The 19,519-nt window shown below is 31.9% G+C and carries 18 protein-coding genes; 3 read left to right on the top strand and 15 right to left on the bottom strand.

Annotation, left to right across the window (positions count from 1 at the left end):
* From AAEO58_RS03735 to AAEO58_RS03695, 9 genes are all read right to left on the bottom strand, one after another.
* The gene (locus tag AAEO58_RS03735; protein WP_341682029.1) at positions 1 to 522 is read right to left on the bottom strand and encodes a hypothetical protein; all 522 of its coding nucleotides are present in this window, start codon (positions 520 to 522) and stop codon (positions 1 to 3) included.
* Between the two features lie 17 nt (positions 523 to 539).
* Positions 540 to 827: a hypothetical protein gene (locus tag AAEO58_RS03730; RefSeq protein ID WP_341682028.1), complete on the bottom strand. Its 288-nt coding sequence runs from the start codon at positions 825 to 827 to the stop codon at positions 540 to 542.
* Between the two features lie 295 nt (positions 828 to 1,122).
* The gene (gene mtgA, locus AAEO58_RS03725) at positions 1,123 to 1,860 is read right to left on the bottom strand and encodes a monofunctional biosynthetic peptidoglycan transglycosylase (protein WP_341682027.1); all 738 of its coding nucleotides are present in this window, start codon (positions 1,858 to 1,860) and stop codon (positions 1,123 to 1,125) included.
* Between the two features lies 1 nt (position 1,861).
* On the bottom strand, positions 1,862 to 2,974 hold the full coding sequence (locus AAEO58_RS03720; RefSeq protein WP_341682026.1) for an NAD(P)/FAD-dependent oxidoreductase: 1,113 nt from the start codon (positions 2,972 to 2,974) through the stop codon (positions 1,862 to 1,864).
* Positions 2,975 to 3,507: 533 nt separating this feature from the next.
* Positions 3,508 to 6,099, bottom strand: a complete 2,592-nt coding sequence (locus AAEO58_RS03715; protein ID WP_341682024.1) for a T9SS type A sorting domain-containing protein — start codon at positions 6,097 to 6,099, stop codon at positions 3,508 to 3,510.
* Between the two features lie 101 nt (positions 6,100 to 6,200).
* A complete protein-coding gene (locus tag AAEO58_RS03710) occupies positions 6,201 to 6,860 on the bottom strand; it encodes a LytR/AlgR family response regulator transcription factor (RefSeq protein ID WP_341682022.1) in 660 nt (219 codons plus the stop codon).
* Between the two features lie 8 nt (positions 6,861 to 6,868).
* Positions 6,869 to 8,560 carry a tetratricopeptide repeat-containing sensor histidine kinase gene (locus tag AAEO58_RS03705; RefSeq protein WP_341682020.1) on the bottom strand — a complete coding sequence of 564 codons (1,692 nt, stop codon included), beginning with the start codon at positions 8,558 to 8,560 and terminating at the stop codon, positions 6,869 to 6,871.
* A gap of 243 nt (positions 8,561 to 8,803) precedes the next feature.
* Positions 8,804 to 9,499 carry a DedA family protein gene (locus AAEO58_RS03700; RefSeq protein ID WP_341682019.1) on the bottom strand — a complete coding sequence of 232 codons (696 nt, stop codon included), beginning with the start codon at positions 9,497 to 9,499 and terminating at the stop codon, positions 8,804 to 8,806.
* Positions 9,492 to 10,736: a dicarboxylate/amino acid:cation symporter gene (locus AAEO58_RS03695; protein ID WP_341682361.1), complete on the bottom strand. Its 1,245-nt coding sequence runs from the start codon at positions 10,734 to 10,736 to the stop codon at positions 9,492 to 9,494. The genes AAEO58_RS03700 and AAEO58_RS03695 overlap by 8 nt, the downstream gene beginning before the upstream one ends.
* Before the next feature lie 81 nt (positions 10,737 to 10,817).
* Between AAEO58_RS03695 and AAEO58_RS03690 the strand changes: the two genes are divergently transcribed.
* Positions 10,818 to 12,719 (top strand): S9 family peptidase, encoded by a 1,902-nt coding sequence (locus AAEO58_RS03690; protein ID WP_341682017.1) that lies wholly within the window; start codon positions 10,818 to 10,820, stop codon positions 12,717 to 12,719.
* Positions 12,720 to 12,790: 71 nt separating this feature from the next.
* Positions 12,791 to 13,306 (top strand): hypothetical protein, encoded by a 516-nt coding sequence (locus AAEO58_RS03685; RefSeq protein ID WP_341682015.1) that lies wholly within the window; start codon positions 12,791 to 12,793, stop codon positions 13,304 to 13,306.
* Positions 13,307 to 13,878: 572 nt separating this feature from the next.
* Here the strand turns inward: AAEO58_RS03685 and accC are convergent.
* The 6 genes from accC to pdxA all read right to left on the bottom strand — a co-directional run bounded on the left by accC (position 13,879) and on the right by pdxA (position 18,869).
* Entirely contained in the window at positions 13,879 to 15,228 is a 1,350-nt protein-coding gene (gene accC, locus AAEO58_RS03680) for an acetyl-CoA carboxylase biotin carboxylase subunit (protein WP_133609366.1), read from the bottom strand.
* A gap of 88 nt (positions 15,229 to 15,316) precedes the next feature.
* Positions 15,317 to 15,805 (bottom strand): acetyl-CoA carboxylase biotin carboxyl carrier protein, encoded by a 489-nt coding sequence (gene accB, locus AAEO58_RS03675; protein WP_026726015.1) that lies wholly within the window; start codon positions 15,803 to 15,805, stop codon positions 15,317 to 15,319.
* Positions 15,806 to 15,832: 27 nt separating this feature from the next.
* A complete protein-coding gene (locus tag AAEO58_RS03670) occupies positions 15,833 to 16,828 on the bottom strand; it encodes a beta-ketoacyl-ACP synthase III (RefSeq protein WP_341682013.1) in 996 nt (331 codons plus the stop codon).
* A gap of 166 nt (positions 16,829 to 16,994) precedes the next feature.
* Positions 16,995 to 17,189, bottom strand: coding sequence for a 50S ribosomal protein L32 (gene rpmF, locus AAEO58_RS03665; protein WP_008255033.1), 195 nt, complete (start codon positions 17,187 to 17,189; stop codon positions 16,995 to 16,997).
* Between the two features lie 9 nt (positions 17,190 to 17,198).
* Positions 17,199 to 17,738, bottom strand: a complete 540-nt coding sequence (locus tag AAEO58_RS03660; protein WP_341682010.1) for a YceD family protein — start codon at positions 17,736 to 17,738, stop codon at positions 17,199 to 17,201.
* Between the two features lie 81 nt (positions 17,739 to 17,819).
* The gene (gene pdxA / locus AAEO58_RS03655; RefSeq protein ID WP_341682008.1) at positions 17,820 to 18,869 is read right to left on the bottom strand and encodes a 4-hydroxythreonine-4-phosphate dehydrogenase PdxA; all 1,050 of its coding nucleotides are present in this window, start codon (positions 18,867 to 18,869) and stop codon (positions 17,820 to 17,822) included.
* 58 nt (positions 18,870 to 18,927) lie between these two features.
* Between pdxA and AAEO58_RS03650 the strand changes: the two genes are divergently transcribed.
* Positions 18,928 to 19,518: a riboflavin synthase gene (locus AAEO58_RS03650; RefSeq protein ID WP_341682006.1), complete on the top strand. Its 591-nt coding sequence runs from the start codon at positions 18,928 to 18,930 to the stop codon at positions 19,516 to 19,518.
* Position 19,519 lies beyond the last annotated feature (1 nt).

The raw sequence follows: 19,519 nt of genomic DNA, 5'->3' as shown, positions 1-19,519 counted from the left end.
TTAAAAGATTACAACAACATACTCAATTAATGTTCCTGTAACAAACTCTTCATAATATCCAATTGTATTAGGTAAAACTAATTCTGTAACACCTAAAGGTCTTGTCCCTAATAAACCAGCACCAGCACCATCATCATATTTTATACAATGAAATACTTGTGCATTAGCAGCATTAGTTTGAGTAGCCATAGCAACAGAGGCTGCTAATGGATTTGTACTACAAATTGTTGCACTTGTGCAACGACCCCATTCATCTACTGGATAAGCTGTAGATTGAAAAGGAAATCTAAATACGGGAGTAGTTGGTATATTATTCGACAATTCGATACTTCCTATTTGGGCTGGAATTGTTATATATGGATAATTATATAATAATGTTGGATAATCATTAGTAACATGTTTTGTCATGATGTCTGAAACTGTTACGTCATAATCGGAAAAATTATAGATGTATAATTTTTTCTGTGCTGTTGCAGTTGTTCCTAGAGCAATTGCAAATAGTATAAAAAGATATTTTTTCATGATAATACGTTTAAAAGTTAGTTTTTAGCTGCGTTTAAAAAAGCACTGTATTTTTTTAAAGTAAAAGGAATTAATGTATTTATATTAGTTTCGTTTTCTTTAATTTCACTTTCAGGTGTGCCTATGGCAATTAAAAGTTTTGTTGCATTTAAACGAATATCTTTTTCTGATTCTTCTTTTATTTTGGCATCATCAAAATAAGGCTTGTTTTGTAGGTACTTTTTTAAAGCACTTTCAAAATTAATCATTTCGGTAGTTTTGGTAATACTACTTGTTCTGGCTTGGGTTTGGCTTGTTTTACTCATTTCTGAAATGTTTTAATCTGATGCAGAAGCACAAGAAAATAAAAATACAGAAACGCATAGCGTACTTAATACTAATTTTTTCATTGTATAATTTGTTTATAGTTATACTTGCTAAATAAATAAAAAAAAAACGAATCAAGCAAGTTAAAATGTAATTATTTTCTTAAAATTTAAAAAATTTAACAATTTAAACTTTATGTAATCGCATGAAAAACAGCGTGTTTGTTAGGACAAACAAAAAAGCACAAACTCATTAGAATTTGTGCTTTTGTATTTTAAAACAGGTTGAAAATAATTAATAATCCAATTTCACGTATCCAATTTCTCTACTAATCTTAGCTTTTCTTCTATTAATGTAAGAAGAAGAATTAGAAGCTTTGTACTTTCTTGGATTTGGTAAAATAGCGGCAATTCCTGCAGCCTCATAACGCGTTAAACTAGATGCATCTTTTCGATACCAATGTTTTGCAGCTGCTTCGGCACCGTAAACGCCATCGCCCATTTCGATACTATTTAAATAGACTTCCATGATGCGTTTTTTACCCCAAATTAGTTCAATTAAAACGGTGTAATACGCTTCTAAACCTTTTCGAACATAACTTCTGCCTTGCCAAAGAAAAACATTTTTTGCCGTTTGCTGCGAAATCGTACTTCCACCTTTTAAACGTTTACCTTTTTGATTATTCTTAAAGGCTTTTTGCATGGCCTCAAAATCGAAACCTGAATGTTCTAAAAAACGTCCGTCTTCACTGGCAATTACAGCTTTTTGAAGATTTAAGGAAATTTCATCTATTGGTACCCATTCGTGACTACAAACCATATCTTTTCCTTCTTCATTGTGTTCTAAAGCCCTCATTCCCATTAGCGGTGTAAACGGAACTGGAACAAATTTGAAAAGTAACACCACTGAAAAACTGATAATGTTAAACCATAAAAAAATCAACCAAAAGAAGCGAAATATCTTTTGACCTGTGGTTCTTTTTTTTGCAGGTGATTTTGGTGATTTACTTTTTGAAGTAGTTCTTTTTGCCATATTATATCAAATCTGCTAATTCTTGTCCGACCAAACTGCCTATTGCAACACCCATTCCACCCATTCGTACTCCGCAATACACGTGATTTGATAATTGCTCTACGATTGGATTTTTATGAGTTCCTACTCCCATGGTGCCACTCCAACGGTGTTCAATTTCGAACGTTTGATGTGGCAAAATTACTGTTTTTAATAACTCTTCCAAACGATTTTGAATCAATTCTGTGGTATCGTGAGAAGTTGTGGTTTCGCCTACAAAATCTAAGTTTCTTCCGCCACCAAAAAGAATTCTATCGTTTATATTTCTGAAATAAAAATACCCTTTATCCAAATGAAAAGTGCCTTTAATATCTAAATTCGGAATTGGTTTTGTAATTAAAACTTGTGCTCGCGCCGGTTTGACTTGATTATTGGTTAATTGTGAAGCAAAACCGTTAGTGGTAAATAAAAGTTTACTGGTTTTGAATGTAATTCCGTTGGTCTCAACCTCAACGAAATCATTTACTTCTTGAAAACTTGTTACCGTTTGACTATTTAAAATCAAGATGTCATTTTGATGTGCTTTTTTTAGTAACGCTTGCATCATATTTCCAGTATCAATTTGGGCTTCAAACGGATTGAAAATCAAATTTTCGAAAATACCTCCAAAATTAAATCGATCTACTTCTTTTGAGAAAACATCGGTTTTAAAAAGTGGTTTAATTATATCATTAATGAAGGATATTTTCTGAATGCATTCATTATAAAACGACTCGTCTTCTTTTAAAAAGAGTTCAAATCCGCCATAAGGTTTTAAATCAATTACGGAATCACCGAGATTTTTTCTTAGCAACTGTAATCCAGCATATCGTTTTTGAATCAATTGAATTACCTCTTCTTCTGTATGGGTTTTTAAATCGTCTATGATTTCGGAAATACTTCCAAAACAAGCAAATCCTGCATTTTTTGTACTCGCTCCTTGTGGTAAAATGCCTTTTTCAAGAATTAAAATTTTTGATGAAGGAAATCGTTCACGCAACGCTAATGCGGTATGCAAACCCACAATTCCACTACCTACAATAGTAAAATCTACGTTTGAAAACCAATTTTTTATTTCCCAATAACTGAGTTGCATGTTGCTAGAATTTTAAAAAGTAAATGTAGTAATTTTTAACATTTAACAGCAACGTTTAATTCAACAAAAAAACCGACAACAGCCGGCTTTGAATTATTTGAAATAAATACACATTCCTATAGAAAACAACAGTTGCTTCTTTAATTTTAGATTTCGCTAATTCAATTCCTGAATTTTCTCTATTTAAAGTAATTAAATGAATTCCAAACTTTGATGAGTCAATTTTTGATAATTAAGGTTTGGAATTAGACACTTTTCTTTGAAGATTCGTGGCTAAAACATCTTCATAAACCTCGCTTAAAACAGCTTGAAATTTCATTTTAATTAATTTAACTACAAATAAACTAAATTAACTTTCGTTATGCAATTTTGACTTTTAAGTAAGAAAAAAAGGCTGTGAAAAACACAGCCTTTAATTTATAAACAAATGATATAGAAAAATAAACAAGTAAGCAAACCATAAAACACAAAGAGAACAATCTCTAATTGATTTTTTATTATTAGTTTCCTTAATTTATCCATTTCAAGTTTATTTAGTTTTTTATCACTTTTTTAACTACTTCCCCTTCTGAAGATTTAATTCTAAATAAATACATTCCTGTTTGCAAGTTGCTAATATCAATTGTGTTTGTATTATTTGACACTTCTTTATTTAAAATTTGTCTACCGTTTAAATCATAAACCGAAACAGAAACATTCGTTAAGTTATTAACCATAATGTTTACATTTCCGTTTGTAGGGTTTGGATATATATTTATGTTTGAAGCAACATCAAAACTAGTTGCATTTAAAGTTGTACAAGTTGTACCTGTAACCATAGGTGAACCCAATAAAAAGTTTGAAGTTGTGCCTGTTCTAGCAAAATTAGTTAACGTACCATTATTGGCATTACCAGATGCATCTGTTAATGTAGTAATAGTTGTATTATCTGCACTATCATTTCCTTGATTAAATTTATAATACGCTACTAAACCTGTTTCACCATTCTGTAATTCACAATCTTTAAGCGCTAAAATATCTGATGCAGACAAAGCTTTGTTCCAAATACGAACTTCGTCAATATCTCCGTTAAGATATCTACCAGCAGGACCTGTTTCATGCATCGCTCCAATAACAACAGGATGAGATGTATTAGTAATCGTTCCGCTTGCACCCCTTGAATTTTCTAAAACACCATCAATATATATTCTGGCAAAAGCACCATCATATGTCACAGCAACATGATGCCAGTTATTATCATCTAATCGAGTTGTACTTTTAAAATCTACAAATGCTCCATTTGCAGCATATGCAATTAATCCATCACCACTCGTTTGAACTCTCCAACTACCATTCCCTTTTGACACAAATGACGTATACACATTTAAATTTGATGTTCTAACCATAAACTCAACAGTCAAATTTGTAGTAAAATCAAAATTAGATTCATTTGGTAATTCTACATAATCATTAACACCATCAAAATTTAAGTGCGTAGCTGGAGCAATTACAGTAACCACAATTTCTGTTCTTGCGCTTTCACAACCATTTGCATTTGTACTTGAAACCCAGTATGAAGTTGAACCAACAGTTGCTGTACTTGGTGTTGGTGCAGTTGTACCTGTTCCGCCAGTAGCAGTTGAGTACCAAAGTAAATTTGAACCGTTTGCGCCAACTGTTGCAGTTAAGGCTGTTGCAGTTGCTCCTTGAGTATAAGTTACTGGTGTAGTAACTGTCGCTACAGAAGGAAGAATATCTATTGGTGAGCCTGCTAACCAGTTTGAAGTTGTTCTTGTTAATTCAAAGTTAGTTAATATACCGTTATTTGCACTAGCAGTGGCATCTGTTAAAGTAGTGATTGCTGTATTATTTGTAGCATCAAAACCTTGATTGAATTTATAATACGAAACTAAGCCTGTCTCGTTACCCTGTAATTCGCAATTTCTTGAATTAGCTATCTGTGTTGCAGTACGAGCAACATTCCAAATACGAACTTCATCAATATCTCCGTTAAGATATCTACCAGCAGGACCTGTTTCACGCATCGCTCCAATAACAACAGGATGAGATGTATTAGTAATCGTTCCGCTTGCACCCCTTGAATTTTCTAAAACACCATCAATATATATTCTGGCAAAAGCACCATCATATGTCACAGCAACATGATGCCAGTTATTATCATCTAATCGAGTTGAACTTTTAAAATCTACAAATGCTCCATTTGCAGCATATGCAATTAATCCATCACCACTCGTTTGAACTCTCCAACTACCATTCCCTTTTGACACAAATGACGTATACACATTTAAATTTGATGTTCTAACCATAAACTCAATAGTCAAATTTGTAGTAAAATCATAATTAGACTCATTTGGTAATTCTACATAATCATTAACCCCATCAAAATTTAAATGCGTTGCTGCAGGACCAGAAATCCAGTTACTTGTTGCACCTGTTAATGTAAAATTTGTAACTGTACCGTTATTTGTACCTGTAGCATCAATAGCAGTTGTAACCGCAACATTATTACCTGCATTTATACCTTGGTTAAAGTTGTAATAAGCAACTAAACCAGTTTCATTACCTACTAATTCAAGGTTTTTAGAATTGTTTATTTCAGTTTGTGTTTTGGCAACACTCCAAAATCTTACATCATCTATATCTCCATGAAATGCTCTTATTGGGCTATAAGAATCTATTTGACTTCCAATTCTTACATTATCATTATTTGTTATTAATGGAGTCCCTACAGTTTGTGTACCTTGTAATACACCGTCTACATATAGTGATTTAAACCCATTATTACAAGTAGCAGCTATGTGATGCCAATTTCCATCATTAACGGAAACAGTTGATACTAAATCATCTGCTGGCCCTGTACCAAATGCAATAAAATCTGAAACTCCAAAACGATGAATTCGTGGCCCTTCAGCTCCTTTAGAAATTACAGTTTGCCATTCTTGAGTAAAAGAAGCTACTCGAATCCAAGCTTCAATTGAAAAAGTAGAAGTAAAATCGAAATTAGATTCATTTGATAATTCTACTCTATCATCAACACCATCAAAATTTAAGTGGGTGGCTGTTTGAGAAAAAGAGGTACTTGCTATAAAAAGCATTCCCATTAAAAAGTAAAGTTTTAGTTTCATAAAATATTTTTTAAAAAAATTTATGAAACAAAACTATCAACTATAATTCTGTAAACATTAAAAATGGTGTGAAAGCACCCGAGTTTGTATGTGAAACAAACCTAAAAAGGAAAATCGTACATTTTTGAAAAAGGAATTTCTTGATTTTCAATAAATAAACTCGAGTTGGTTTTTTTTTGAATTTTGGAACTATTTACAATGTAAGAGCGATGTACTCTAATAAAATTTGGATTTGCTATTTCTTCTAAAAAACCCTCTAATGATTGACGAACGGAATGTTTTTTTGAAGTAGTTTGAATATCTATGTAATTATTATCACTTTTTACAAATAAAATAGCATCATGATTGATTTTTATAAAATCGTATCCGTCTTTAATTGTAATGCTTTTTACTTGTTCCCTTAAAATTGACAATTTAATTGCTGCTAACAAATCATACTTTTTTATAGGTTTTGTTAAATAGGATTCTGGATTTGTTGCCAATGCTTTACTCATTAAACTTTCATCATATTGACCTGTTAAAAATATTACAGTTGCGTTTTTATTTGTTGATTTCGCTAATTCAATTCCTGAGTTTTCTCCATGTAAATTGATGTCCAAAATTATAATTTCGGGTTGAAAATTTTTAAAAGCTTCTATTGCAGTTATGGTCTTATGCGCCATTTCTACATTCTTAAAACCTTCTTTATTTAATGTGGCTTGAATGAAGTCTGCAATAATAATTTCGTCTTCAACAATTAATATTTTAGTATTGAAATCCATTTTTTTAATTAAAGTGATTTGGTAAATGTAAATTGAAAACCTTTAGTTGTTGATATCGAACAATCGACTTCCAATTGCCTACATAATTGATGAATTAATGTTGGTTTTGGAATAGGTTTATTGGTTATTAATTCTCCATTATCTTGATAATTGAAAATTATTTGTTTGTTTTCTAACTTAAAATTAAAATCAATTTGTTTGTGCTCTTGGTTATGAAATGCATGCTTTATAGAGTTGATATACAATTCTGTTACTATCAATCCAATGTACATGGTGTCATCAATTTTTAGCTTAAATGATGCAACTTCAAAATTTGAAATAATATTATTTTGTTTAAATAAATCAGAGAAATTTGAATATATATCATGAAGATAATTTTTAATATCGATTTTCTTTTTATCCTTTGATTTATACAAATGTCTGTGTAAGGTTGCTATAGAACTTATTTTATTTAATATTTTTTTGATTTCGATATTTTCAGAATTATCTGATTTTTCGAGTTGATTATTAATTAAAATAATAATTAATTGTAAATTATTATTAATACGATGATTGGCTTCGCTTAATAAAAACTCATTTTGATCGGATAAAAATTGTAATTTTTGATTTGCTTTTTTTGATTTTCTAAGAAAATAAGCAATTAAAAATGTAATTAAAATAGTAATTACAAATAATCCTGAAATTATTAAAATCTTAGCTTTATTTGACTTTAATTCTTTGTCTTTATTTATAATTTTTAAGGCATTAATTTTTAAAATGTTGTCTTTTTCTTTAGACTTATATTTTGTTTCTAAGTTTAGAACTAATTCTTCTTTTTTTAACTCATTATACTTAGTTGTAAGTTCTGACCTATATTTTAAATATTCATAGGCTTTTTCTGTATTGTTCAATCTAAAATACAGGTTTTGAATGTTTTCATTAAAAATTATTTCATTATAATAAAACTTGTGTTTTTTAGAAAAATTAGCAGCATATAAAGCTACATTTAATGCTTTTTCTAATTGATTGCTTCTTGCTAAAGCCATTATGTAACTTATATAAGCATCAGCTTCTTGCTGGAGTAAGTTATTGCTTTTTGCAAATTGAATTATTTCTTCTAAATATTTTATGGAAGTTTCGTAGTCTTTTTCACGTTCATAAACACCTGCAATCTCCAGTAGAGAATAAAAAATATTATCCTTGTCATTAAGTTTTTTTGCAAGTTTTAGAGACTTTTTTGCATATAAAAGAGTAGAATCTTTAATGTGAAAGTATTCCGTAAAAAGGGCTGCTTTTCTATTGTAGTATTTAGCTAAATAAAGGTCTTTAATTTTATTTTTCTTTAAAATAACTGTCGCTTTTTCTAATTGCGCAACAGATTCAATATGCAGTGATCTTTTTCTGTAAAACTCTGCCATTTTAACGTGATACAAAAACTCTAATTGAATATTATTCGTTTTTTTGATTATTTTATAAGCCTCTGTATAATATTTGTTGGAAGCATTATAATCTAATTGTAGTTTATAAGTTTCTGCTAAACCAACAAACAATTTAATTTTAAGTTCATTGTTTGTGGCTTTTTTTAAATTATTCTCGAAATATATTTTTGCTTCATCTAGTTTGTTTTCATCAATTAGTTTTTCACCAATAGCATAAATAGCATCGTGTTGGGCAAACGACCATTGAAATATAATAAGAAGAAAAAGTATATATGATTTCATTTAAGTTTTCAATTTCTTTTTTCAAGCTACAGGAAATAATACACTATATAAATTTATTAACATCAAATATAGTAAAAAGGCTTAAGTTTTTAGAATCATATGCTCACACCAAACCAAATGCATCAGCAGAATAAATTGAAAAACAAAAAACACTTGCAAGAAGGTTCTTGCAAGTGTTTAATTAATTACTTATTGTCTAATAAATCTGTATCGATTTTTTTAGGACTAGGCATATTTATAAAATTATAATTCTTCAGTATTTTCATTTTTCCTTCTCGATTTAATTGCTTTCATAACCAATGGAAAAGTAGTTACTGCAATTAAAATTAGGATGATTTTTTCGATGTGTTTCTTCAAATCAATACCAAATTCTTCGTTAAAGAATCCGTACAAATAATGACCCGCAAAAACTAAAAGAAACGACCATAAAATCGAACTCAACACATTATAAAACATGAATTTGCTTTTTTGCATGTGGACAATTCCAGCGATAATTGGCACAAATGTTCTTACAATTGGAAGAAACCGAGCAAAAATGATAGCTTTCCCACCGTGTTTTTCAAAAAAGGCTTGGGATTCGTATAAATATTTCTTTTTGAAAAAGAAACTGTCTTCTTTATTATATAAAAACTGACCACTTTTGGCTCCAAACCAATACCCAAAAATATTACCTAAAGTTGCCGCAGTAGCAATCAATAAAGCTAAAATCGTAACATTTGATAAATCATTTGGAATTAAGAAAAATGTTTCTACCAACTCGCGACTATAAATTCCCGAAAGAAACAACAAGCTATCGCCTGGAAGAAAAAACCCAGCAAATAAACCTGTTTCAGCAAAAACAATAAATAAAACCATGTAAATTCCAATAGGCACACCGCCTACTTCCATCGTAATATAGAATTCAGGATTAAAAAGCTTAGTCCAGTGAAAATTATCCATGATGCTCTTCAGGTTTAGATTCCCATTTATCAATTGCAGCAGTTGACAATGCGTTTCCTAAAACATTTGTCATACTTCTTGCCATATCACAAAAATGGTCAATTGGTAAAATCAAAGCAATTCCTTCTGGCGGAATTCCAAACATCGCACAAGTTGCTACTACAACAATTAAAGAGGCTCTTGGTACACCTGCAACACCTTTACTTGTTAGCATTAACACCAATAACATAGTTAATTGCTCTCCCAATGACATATCAATTCCATATACTTGTGCAATAAAAATACTAGCAAAAGTCATGTACATCATACTTCCATCTAAGTTAAACGAATAACCAAGGGGCAATGTAAACGATACAATTTTAGGCTGACAACCAAAACGTTCTAACTCTTCTACCATTTTCGGAAAAACAGCTTCTGAACTTGTAGTTGAAAAAGCAATTAATAATGGACTTTTGATTCTTTGTAATAACACAAATAAACGTTTCCCTAAAATTAAGTAACCTACAATTAACAATAATAACCAAAGAATTACTATTCCAACAAAGAATGCACCCAAATATTTAGCATACAAAGTAAATACTTCAAATCCGTGTTTTGCTATTGCTCCTGCTACAGCACCTAAAACACCAAGTGGAGCAGTCCACATTATATAAGTAACCATTTTTAAAACTACATGAGACACAGTGTCTAGTAGTTTTATAATAGGTTTTGCTTCTTTTTTAGAAAAAGCTGCCAAGGCTACACCGAATAAGATGGAGAAAATTACAATTTGTAAAATTTCATTTGTTGCCAAAGCTTCAAATAAACTTTTTGGAATTACGTGTTTTACAAATTCTTCCAATGAAAATCCTTTTGAATTTTCTAACAACTCTGAAGCACTTGATGTGTCTTCTAATTTTATTGAAGTGCCTTTACCTGGTGCAAAAAAGTTAACCAAAAGCAATCCTAAAAGAAGTGAAATTAGTGAAGCTGAAATAAACCAAGCCATTGCTTTTGCCCCAACTCTTCCTACCATTTTCATATCACCCATTTTAGCAATTCCAACAACAAGTGTTGAAAACACTAATGGGGCAATAATCATTTGAACTAATCGAATGAAAATGGTTCCTAAAAGTTTAATATTCTTTGAAAAAACATCAATTGAATCAGGAAATTGATAATGTACAATTCCGCCCATTGCAACACCTATGATAAGCGAAACAATTATTAATATAAACAGTTTATTATTCTTCACAATGCATATCTATTTTAGATTGTGAAAATAGGTATATTTTTTGAAAAAATTGCTACATTTAGCTTCGTTTTAAAAATAACAGATATGAAAAATTACATTTTTCTCATTTTCAGCATGATAAGTATGAGTACATTAGCACAGCAAAACCTAACTCCAGAAACCTTATGGCAATTAGGAAGAGTAACACCATTAGGAATTTCAAAAGATGGAAAACTTTTAGTTTACAAAGTGGGAACTCCTTCTGTGGAAGAAAATAAAATAAACTCAAAATATTACACGATTCCAGTTCAAGGTGGAAATGCTACTTTGGTGGAAGATTATAAATCATTATTAGCAGATAAAAACGTTTCTCCTGATGGAAAAAACCTATTGTTTTCAAAAGAAGTAAAAGTAGAGAAGTTATTAGGAAAAGATCTTTATCCAGAATTATCAAAAACTACCGCTCAAGTTTATACTGGTTTAGATTATCGTCATTGGGACACTTGGAACGATGGAACACACAACCACGTTTTTTATTCGAAAAACAAAAAAGATGCCGTTGGAATTGATATTATGCCAAACGAACCTTTTGATGCGCCTCAAAAACCTTTTGGTGGTGATGAAGACTACATTTGGTCTCCAGATGGAACAAAAATTATCTACGTTTGTAAAAAGAAAGCCGGAACAGCTTATGCAACCAGCACCAACACCGATTTATATGAATATGATTTAGCAACAAAAATCACAAAAAACCTTACCCAAGGTAATTTAGGTTACGACACCCATCCAATTTTTTCACCAAAAGGAGACTTGTCTTGGTTACAAATGAAACGCGATGGTTTTGAAGCGGATAAAAATGATATTATTGTGCGTCATAAAGGGTTAGACATTAATTTAACTTCAAATTGGGATGGCACAGTTGATAGTTTTTCTTGGAGTAACGATGGAAAAAGAGTGTATTTCGTTGCACCAATTAAGGGAACAAAACAATTATTTTTTATAGAATTTCAAGGATATAAAAAGATTTCATTTGAAGTAAATCAAATTACAGATGGTGATTTTGATGTGAATGCAATTGTTGGTTTTTCAGGAACTTCAGTTTTAGTAACGAGAAACGATATGAATCACGCACCAGAAGTATATTCGTATGATTTAGCAAAGAAAACTTGGAAACAAATTACTAAAGTTAATGATGAAGCTTATGCGAAAATTACTTCTTGTAAAACAGAAAAACGTTGGGTTACGACTACCGATGGTAAAAAGATGTTGGTTTGGGTAATTTTACCTCCAAATTTCGATAAAACTAAAAAATATCCAGCACTTTTATACTGCCAAGGCGGACCACAAAGTGCGTTAACACAATCGTATTCTTTCCGTTGGAATTTCCAATTAATGGCTTCGCAAGGTTATGTAATTGTAGCGCCAAATCGTAGAGGAATGCCAGGACACGGAACGGCTTGGAACGAACAAATTTCAGGTGATTGGGGTGGACAAGTTATGGATGATTACTTATCAGCAATTGACGATGTTGCCAAAGAATCGTACGTAGACAAAACACGTTTAGGTGCTGTTGGTGCGAGTTATGGTGGATATTCCGTGTTTCAATTGGCTGGAATTCACAAAAATCGTTTCAAAACATTCATTTCGCACTGTGGTATTTTCAATACAGAAAGTATGTATGGAACTACAGAAGAAGTTTTCTTTACGAATTGGGATTCTGGTGGTGCTTATTGGGAAAAAGATAATGCTACAGCACAAAAAACCTATAACGAATTCAATCCAATTAAGTTAATCAACAATTGGAATACTCCGATTTTAATTATTCAAGGTGGAAAAGATTACCGTGTGCCAATTGGACAAGGACAAGAAGCTTTTCAAGCCGTACAATTAAAAGGAATCAAAAGTAAATTCTTATTGTTCCCAGATGAAAACCATTGGGTGTTAAAACCTCAAAATGCTTTAGTTTGGCAAAGAGAATTTTTTGGTTGGTTGAAAGAAACACTTTAAAAGTTCAAGGGCAAGAGTAAGTTCAATTTTCAAATTGTTCTTGTTCTTGAATTTGATTTTTGACCTTGAAAATGATGCAATTCCAAGACATAGAACTCACTATAAAAACCTTTCATAAGCATGGCTTAACGAAAGAGGCAGCGCTATGGCTTTTAAAAGTATATGAATTAGAACATCCCAATTTTGCTGGTTTTGAATTTAGAGAAGCCGCAAAACCCGATTTTATTTTAATGACTGCCGAAGGTGAAATTGGAGGCAAACAAATTATTCGCATTCCAGAAAATACATTTGAATTTCCGTTGGTTTTGATGTTGAATTTATTGGCACATGAAATGATGCACGTAAAACAAAAAGCACCAGAAGTTGCTATGCAAGACAAAAACGAGCGCGAATGGCAGGCCTATTACGAAATGTTATTTCACAAAGAATTTCCTCTAATTCCGAAAGCGTCTACTTATCATCAAAAGTTTTTTGCAGAAAAAGCGATGATTTATTACAACCGTTCTGAAAAAGAAGCCAATCCTTTGCGATTGAAATATGAAAATCAGAAAATAGAGATTGAGAAATTAATTAAAAGTTTAGGATAAAAATCTGAATTCAAATTTGAGAAGATTCAACTAAAAAAATGAAAATCGAAAATGAAAAAATACATAATAATCTATTACATAATCGTTAATCTAATCTGTTTAATTCCCAGTATTATAAGTGTGTTTTTAGAATTTGATTTTAAATTTAACACCTTGTTTTTCTTCACTTTCAGTTTGTTAAATGTTATAACCATTTCGTTTGTTTATCTTAATCGAATACCAATACCTTCTTTGTATTTTCTTTCATTAACAAATTTAATTCAAGCTTTTACATTTGTGTTTTTAGGGTTTTCATATAAGTTTTTACTTGGCCCAGATATTTCTTTCTTTATATTTGATGATGGTGATTTATCAGCAAGATTTGCCGCATTACCTTATAACATGATATTCTATGTAAACTCATTTGAAGTTGATAACAATTTTATGTTTGGATTTAATTTTGTGCACTTTTGGCTATTCTTGTTTTTCAATAAATTAATTATTGAAGAAAAAAAACTTAAAACTAATCTTTAGAAATTAAAAGTAACAAACATAAAAAAAGCGATTTCAAATTGAAATCGCTTTTTGCTTTTTTATTCTTGAGGGTCTTTCATTACAAAAGATTCCATGAATTTTGTAGTGTAATTTCCAGCCACATAATCTGGTTCGTCCATTAATTGTCTGTGGAATGGAATGGTAGTTTTGATTCCTTCGATTACGAACTCATCTAAAGCACGCTTCATTTTATTGATAGCCTCTTCTCTCGATTGTGCTGTTGTAATCAACTTAGCAATCATAGAGTCATAATTTGGCGGAATTGTATATCCAGCGTAAACGTGTGTATCTAAACGTACTCCGTGTCCTCCTGGCGCGTGTAAAACTGTAATTTTACCTGGCGAAGGGCGGAAGTCATTATAAGGATCTTCAGCGTTAATACGACATTCTATTGAGTGTAATTGTGGATAGTAGTTTTTTCCTGAAATTGGAATTCCAGCAGCTACCATAATTTGCTCACGAATTAAATCGTAATCAATTACTTGTTCTGTAATAGGATGTTCTACTTGGATACGTGTATTCATTTCCATGAAGTAGAAGTTTCTGTGTTTGTCAACCAAGAATTCAACTGTTCCAGCTCCTTCGTACTTAATGAATTCTGCTGCTTTAACCGCTGCATTACCCATTGCTTCACGTAATTCGTCAGTCATAAAAGGTGACGGAGTTTCCTCTGTCAATTTTTGGTGACGACGTTGAACTGAACAATCTCTTTCTGAAAGGTGACACGCTTTTCCGTAAGAATCTCCAACTACTTGAATTTCAATATGGCGAGGTTCCTCGATTAATTTTTCTAAGTACATGCCATCATTACCAAAAGCAGCAGCAGACTCTTGACGAGCACCTTCCCACGCTTTTAATAAATCTTCTTTTTTCCAAACGGCACGCATTCCTTTTCCACCACCACCAGCAGTTGCTTTAAGCATTACTGGGTAGCCAAATTCATCCGCTAATTTTTCAGCTTCTTCATATGAATCTAAAATTCCAACTGAACCTGGTACACATGGCACACCTGCTTCGATCATAGTTGATTTTGCTGATGCTTTGTCTCCCATACGGTCAATCATTTCTGGAGAAGCTCCAATAAACTTGATTCCGTGCTCTTGACAAATTTTAGAAAATTTAGAATTTTCAGATAAGAATCCGTATCCTGGGTGAATAGCGTCTGCGTTTGTAATTTCGGCAGCAGCTATAATATTTGACATTTTTAAGTAAGAATCCTTACTTGGTGCAGGTCCAATACAAACCGCTTCATCAGCAAATTTTACGTGTAAACTTTCCGCATCAACAGTTGAATAAACCGCAACCGTTTTGATGCCCATTTCTCTACAAGTTCTAATTACACGTAGTGCAATTTCACCTCTATTGGCAATTAATATTTTTTTAAACATGTTCTTTTAATTAGACAATTAGACAATGTGTCAATTAGACAATTATGAAGCAAAAAATCTTACTTCTAACCTCTAATTTCTAACTTTATTAAGATGGATCAACTAAGAATAAAGGTTGATCAAATTCAACTGGAGATGAATCATCTACTAAAACTTTGACAATTTTACCAGAAACTTCAGATTCGATTTCGTTGAATAATTTCATTGCTTCAATTACACAAAGAACATCGCCTTTTCCGATAGTAGAACCTACTTCCACAAACATTGGTTTGTCTGGAGCTGGTTTTCTATAGAAAGTACCAATGATTGGCGATTTTACTGTAATATATTTTGCATTATCATCAGCTGCTGGAGTTGCTGCTGGAGCATCTGCAACCACTGGAGCTGCTGCTATTTGTGGAGCTGCCATTTGAGGCGCCGCTTGCATAGGCATTTGCTGTACATAAGTTGTTGTACTTTCTGTTCCTTCAGCAGTTGTTTTTATGGTGATTTTAAAATCGTCCATTTCTAATTTTACTTCTGTAGCACCTGATTTAGCTACAAATTTGATTAGGTTTTGAATCTCTCTAATATCCATAATATTTGATTTAGTTTAGTTTTGTTTTTATTTAGTGTAAGCCCATTTTAAATAGATAGCACCCCATGTGAATCCGCCACCAAAAGCTGCAAAGATAATGTTATCTCCTTTTTTCAATTGGTTTTCGAAATCTGATAATAATAAAGGTAGGGTTGCCGAAGTGGTATTTCCGTATTTTTGAATGTTGATTAAAACTTTAGCTTCGTCTAATCCCATTCTATTTGCAGTAGCATCAATAATTCTTCTGTTGGCCTGATGTGCTACTAACCAATTGATATCATCGTGAGATAAATTGTTGCGCTCCATGATTTTCTCACTTACATCGGCCATTCCAGAAACGGCGTATTTGAAAACCGTTTTTCCGTCTTGGAAAACAAAATGTTGTTTGTTTTTTACGGTTTCTTCAGTAGCGGGCAAAATAGAACCACCTGCTTCAATTTTTAAGAATTCTCTTCCGATTCCGTCACTTTTCAGAATTTCATCTTGAAGCCCTAATCCTTCTGTATTTGGTTCAAACAAAACAGCTCCTGCTCCATCACCAAAGATGATGCAAGTAGCTCTGTCTGTATAATCGATAATCGATGACATTTTATCAGAACCTATCAATAAAACTTTTTTGTATTTTCCAGATGCGATATAAGCTGAAGCTGTAGACATTCCGTAAAGGAAACTCGAACAAGCAGCTTGCAAATCAAATGCAAAGGCATTCGTTGCTCCAATTTGTGTAGCTACATAAACTCCCGTTGAAGCTACTGGCATATCTGGAGTTGCCGTTGCCATAATCACTAAATCGATATCTTTAGGATCTAAATTGGCTTTTTCTAATAAATTTTGAGCGGCTTTAATCGCCATGAAAGAAGTCCCTTTTCCTTCTTCTTTTAACAATCTTCTTTCTTTAATTCCGGTACGAGTGGTAATCCATTCGTCATTAGTATCTACTAATGTTTCCAATACTTGATTCGACAAAACAAAGTCGGGAACATAAGAACCTACTGCCGTAATTGCTGCTGTTATTTTATTCATCTTCGATTAATTTTTCCTTCTGAATTTTTAAGATTCAAAAAGTGGTGGAAATTACAAAAAAAATTTCAAACGAATCCTATTCATTTTTATTAATTTAAAACGAATGGGTACTTAACAAAAAAACTCTCACAATGTGAGAGTTTTCTCTATTTTTTTGTTGATGCAATTAAGCTACTGCTTCATTTTTATCAATTACAACTTGACCTCTGTAGTACATTTTACCTTCATGCCAATAAGCTCTGTGGTATAAGTGTGCTTCACCAGTAATTGGACATGTTGCGATTTGAGCAACTGTCGCTTTGTAATGTGTTCTTCTCTTATCTCTTCTTGTAGACGACTGTCTTCTCTTAGGATGTGCCATTGTTCTATTTTATTTATCCGTTAATAGTTTTTTTAAATTCTCCCATCTAGGGTCAATATCATTATTTTGTTGTTCTTCTTTTTTGTTTTCTTTTGGAGAAAGCGATTCTAATTTTTCAATTACATCAGACAGCGAACCATCTTTAACACCAGGATGTACTCTTCGTAAAGGCACCGACAATATAATTGATTCATATATATACTGTGCTACATTTACTTGAAACTCGCCATGTGGTAAAATGAGCAACTCCTCATTTTCATCATTAAAGACATCTCCAAACTTAACTAAAAGTTTTAATTTTCCTTTAATTGGCAAATCAAACTCTTCTCCAGACACATCGCAAGGTACATTTACTGTTCCTTTGTGCTTAAAATCGAGTTCAAGCATAGTGCTTTTCTTCTCTAAAACAATATCAACTTTGACTGAAACGGCATTGTATTCGTCGTAATCAAAGTTTTTAAAGAACGTATTATCTATTTGATAATCAAACTGATGCTTCCCTATTTTTAATCCCACGAATGGTATTAAATATTCTTTTAAATCATTCATAACAACAGTTTTACCTTTTTAAAAGGTGTGCAAAGATATAAAATATTTATAAATTCAAACCAGTTGTGAACATTTTTTTGTTTATAACTGTTTTTCTTTTGTTTTTAAAGGGTTTTTAATCAGCTCTTGATAGTCATTTCTTTTGTTATAAATATCAATTGCTAAATAAACTGCCTCTTTAAATGACTCGTGATTAGCCACTCCTTTACCCGCAATTTCATATGCAGTTCCGTGATCGGGAGAAGTTCTAATTTTATTTAACCCTGCTGTGTAATTTACTCCGTTACCAAACGACAACGTTTTGAAAGGAATCAATCCTTGATCATGATAAGTTGCAATTACTGCATCGTATTTTTCATATTGTGCTGAACCAAAAAATCCGTCCGCTGGAAAAGGTCCAAAAACCATGTTTCCTGCTTCAAATAATTTCTTTAATGCTGGTTTTATAATTTTTTCTTCTTCTTGACCAATCACACCATTATCTCCTGAATGTGGATTCAATCCTAAAACAGCCACTTTTGGTTTTTCAATTTCAAAATCTTGCTTCAACGTTTGAATGATGGTTTTAATTTTACTCGAAATTAATTTTTCATTCAAATGTTTCGCTACTTCATTCACTGGAACATGATCAGTAAGTAATCCAACACGTAAATCATCGTGCACCATTAACATTAACGCATCGCCTTCCAACTCTTTATCTAAATAATCAGTGTGACCTGGGAATTTGAATTCTTCTGATTGAATATTATACTTATTAATAGGCGCTGTTACCAAAACATCAACCCATCCTTCTTTTAGCGCTTTAGTAGCTGCAACAAAAGATTTTATAGCATAACTTCCTACAACATCATCATTTTTCCCGAATTCTAAATTTACACCTTCGCGCCAAACATTCAATACATTGATTTTTCCAACAACTAATTGTTCTAATTTATCAATTCCATGAATCGCGACATCTAATTTTAATTCTTTCTTTAAAAAAGAGACGATTTTTACATTCGCAAAAATTACAGGCGTACACAATTCTAACATTCGAGTATCTTCAAATGTTTTTAAAATAACCTCGCTTCCAATACCATTTAAATCTCCAATCGAAATTCCAACAATTATATTTTCTGCTTTTTTAACCATGACAAATGTGATTTATTGCTTACTTTTGATGTGCAAATTTAGTAAAATTAAATCAGTTATGTTTACCGGAATTATAGAAACCCTCGGAATTATAAAAGAAATCGAAAAAGATCAGGAAAACCTGCATGTAACAGTCGAATCCGACATTACTCATGAATTAAAAATTGACCAAAGCGTAGCCCATAATGGCATTTGTTTAACCGTTGTAAAAATTGAAAATAAAAATTACACGGTAACCGCTATTAAAGAAACTATCGACAAGACTTCTATTGGAACTTGGAGTGTGGGTGATGTTGTGAATTTAGAACGCGCCATGAAACTTGGAGACAGACTGGATGGACACATTGTTCAAGGGCACGTAGACCAAACTGGAACTTGTACTAATATTAGAGAAGCAAATGGAAGTTGGGTTTTCACGTTTGAATATGACGCCTCTTTAAACAACATTACAATTGAAAAAGGTTCGATTACGATAAACGGAACAAGTTTGACTGTAGTGAATTCAGGGTTAAACACTTTTAGTGTTGCAATCATTCCCTACACTTTTGATCACACTAATTTTAATACTTTTAAAATTGGCACAACCGTAAATTTAGAATTCGACGTAATTGGAAAATATGTAAGTAGATTGAACGAATTAAGAAAATAAA

The sequence above is a fragment of the Flavobacterium helocola genome (assembly GCF_038289885.1).
GTDB classification, from domain to species: Bacteria; Bacteroidota; Bacteroidia; order Flavobacteriales; family Flavobacteriaceae; genus Flavobacterium; species Flavobacterium cheniae.
The sequence above is the reverse complement of the archived record's forward strand: the minus strand, read 5'-3'. Positions and strand labels throughout refer to the sequence as shown.

Excerpts from the sequence above, each read along its gene's own strand:
- AAEO58_RS03735 (WP_341682029.1), bottom strand. The coding sequence starts at position 522 with ATGAAAAAATATCTTTTTATACTATTTGCAATTGCTCTAGGAACAACT.
- AAEO58_RS03730 (WP_341682028.1), bottom strand. The coding sequence starts at position 827 with ATGAGTAAAACAAGCCAAACCCAAGCCAGAACAAGTAGTATTACCAAA.
- mtgA (WP_341682027.1), bottom strand. The coding sequence starts at position 1,860 with ATGGCAAAAAGAACTACTTCAAAAAGTAAATCACCAAAATCACCTGCA.
- AAEO58_RS03720 (WP_341682026.1), bottom strand. The coding sequence starts at position 2,974 with ATGCAACTCAGTTATTGGGAAATAAAAAATTGGTTTTCAAACGTAGAT.
- AAEO58_RS03715 (WP_341682024.1), bottom strand. The coding sequence starts at position 6,099 with ATGAAACTAAAACTTTACTTTTTAATGGGAATGCTTTTTATAGCAAGT.
- AAEO58_RS03710 (WP_341682022.1), bottom strand. The coding sequence starts at position 6,860 with ATGGATTTCAATACTAAAATATTAATTGTTGAAGACGAAATTATTATT.
- AAEO58_RS03705 (WP_341682020.1), bottom strand. The coding sequence starts at position 8,560 with ATGAAATCATATATACTTTTTCTTCTTATTATATTTCAATGGTCGTTT.
- AAEO58_RS03700 (WP_341682019.1), bottom strand. The coding sequence starts at position 9,499 with ATGGATAATTTTCACTGGACTAAGCTTTTTAATCCTGAATTCTATATT.
- AAEO58_RS03690 (WP_341682017.1), top strand. The coding sequence starts at position 10,818 with ATGAAAAATTACATTTTTCTCATTTTCAGCATGATAAGTATGAGTACA.
- AAEO58_RS03685 (WP_341682015.1), top strand. The coding sequence starts at position 12,791 with ATGATGCAATTCCAAGACATAGAACTCACTATAAAAACCTTTCATAAG.
- accC (WP_133609366.1), bottom strand. The coding sequence starts at position 15,228 with ATGTTTAAAAAAATATTAATTGCCAATAGAGGTGAAATTGCACTACGT.
- accB (WP_026726015.1), bottom strand. The coding sequence starts at position 15,805 with ATGGATATTAGAGAGATTCAAAACCTAATCAAATTTGTAGCTAAATCA.
- AAEO58_RS03670 (WP_341682013.1), bottom strand. The coding sequence starts at position 16,828 with ATGAATAAAATAACAGCAGCAATTACGGCAGTAGGTTCTTATGTTCCC.
- rpmF (WP_008255033.1), bottom strand. The coding sequence starts at position 17,189 with ATGGCACATCCTAAGAGAAGACAGTCGTCTACAAGAAGAGATAAGAGA.
- AAEO58_RS03660 (WP_341682010.1), bottom strand. The coding sequence starts at position 17,738 with ATGAATGATTTAAAAGAATATTTAATACCATTCGTGGGATTAAAAATA.
- pdxA (WP_341682008.1), bottom strand. The coding sequence starts at position 18,869 with ATGGTTAAAAAAGCAGAAAATATAATTGTTGGAATTTCGATTGGAGAT.
- AAEO58_RS03650 (WP_341682006.1), top strand. The coding sequence starts at position 18,928 with ATGTTTACCGGAATTATAGAAACCCTCGGAATTATAAAAGAAATCGAA.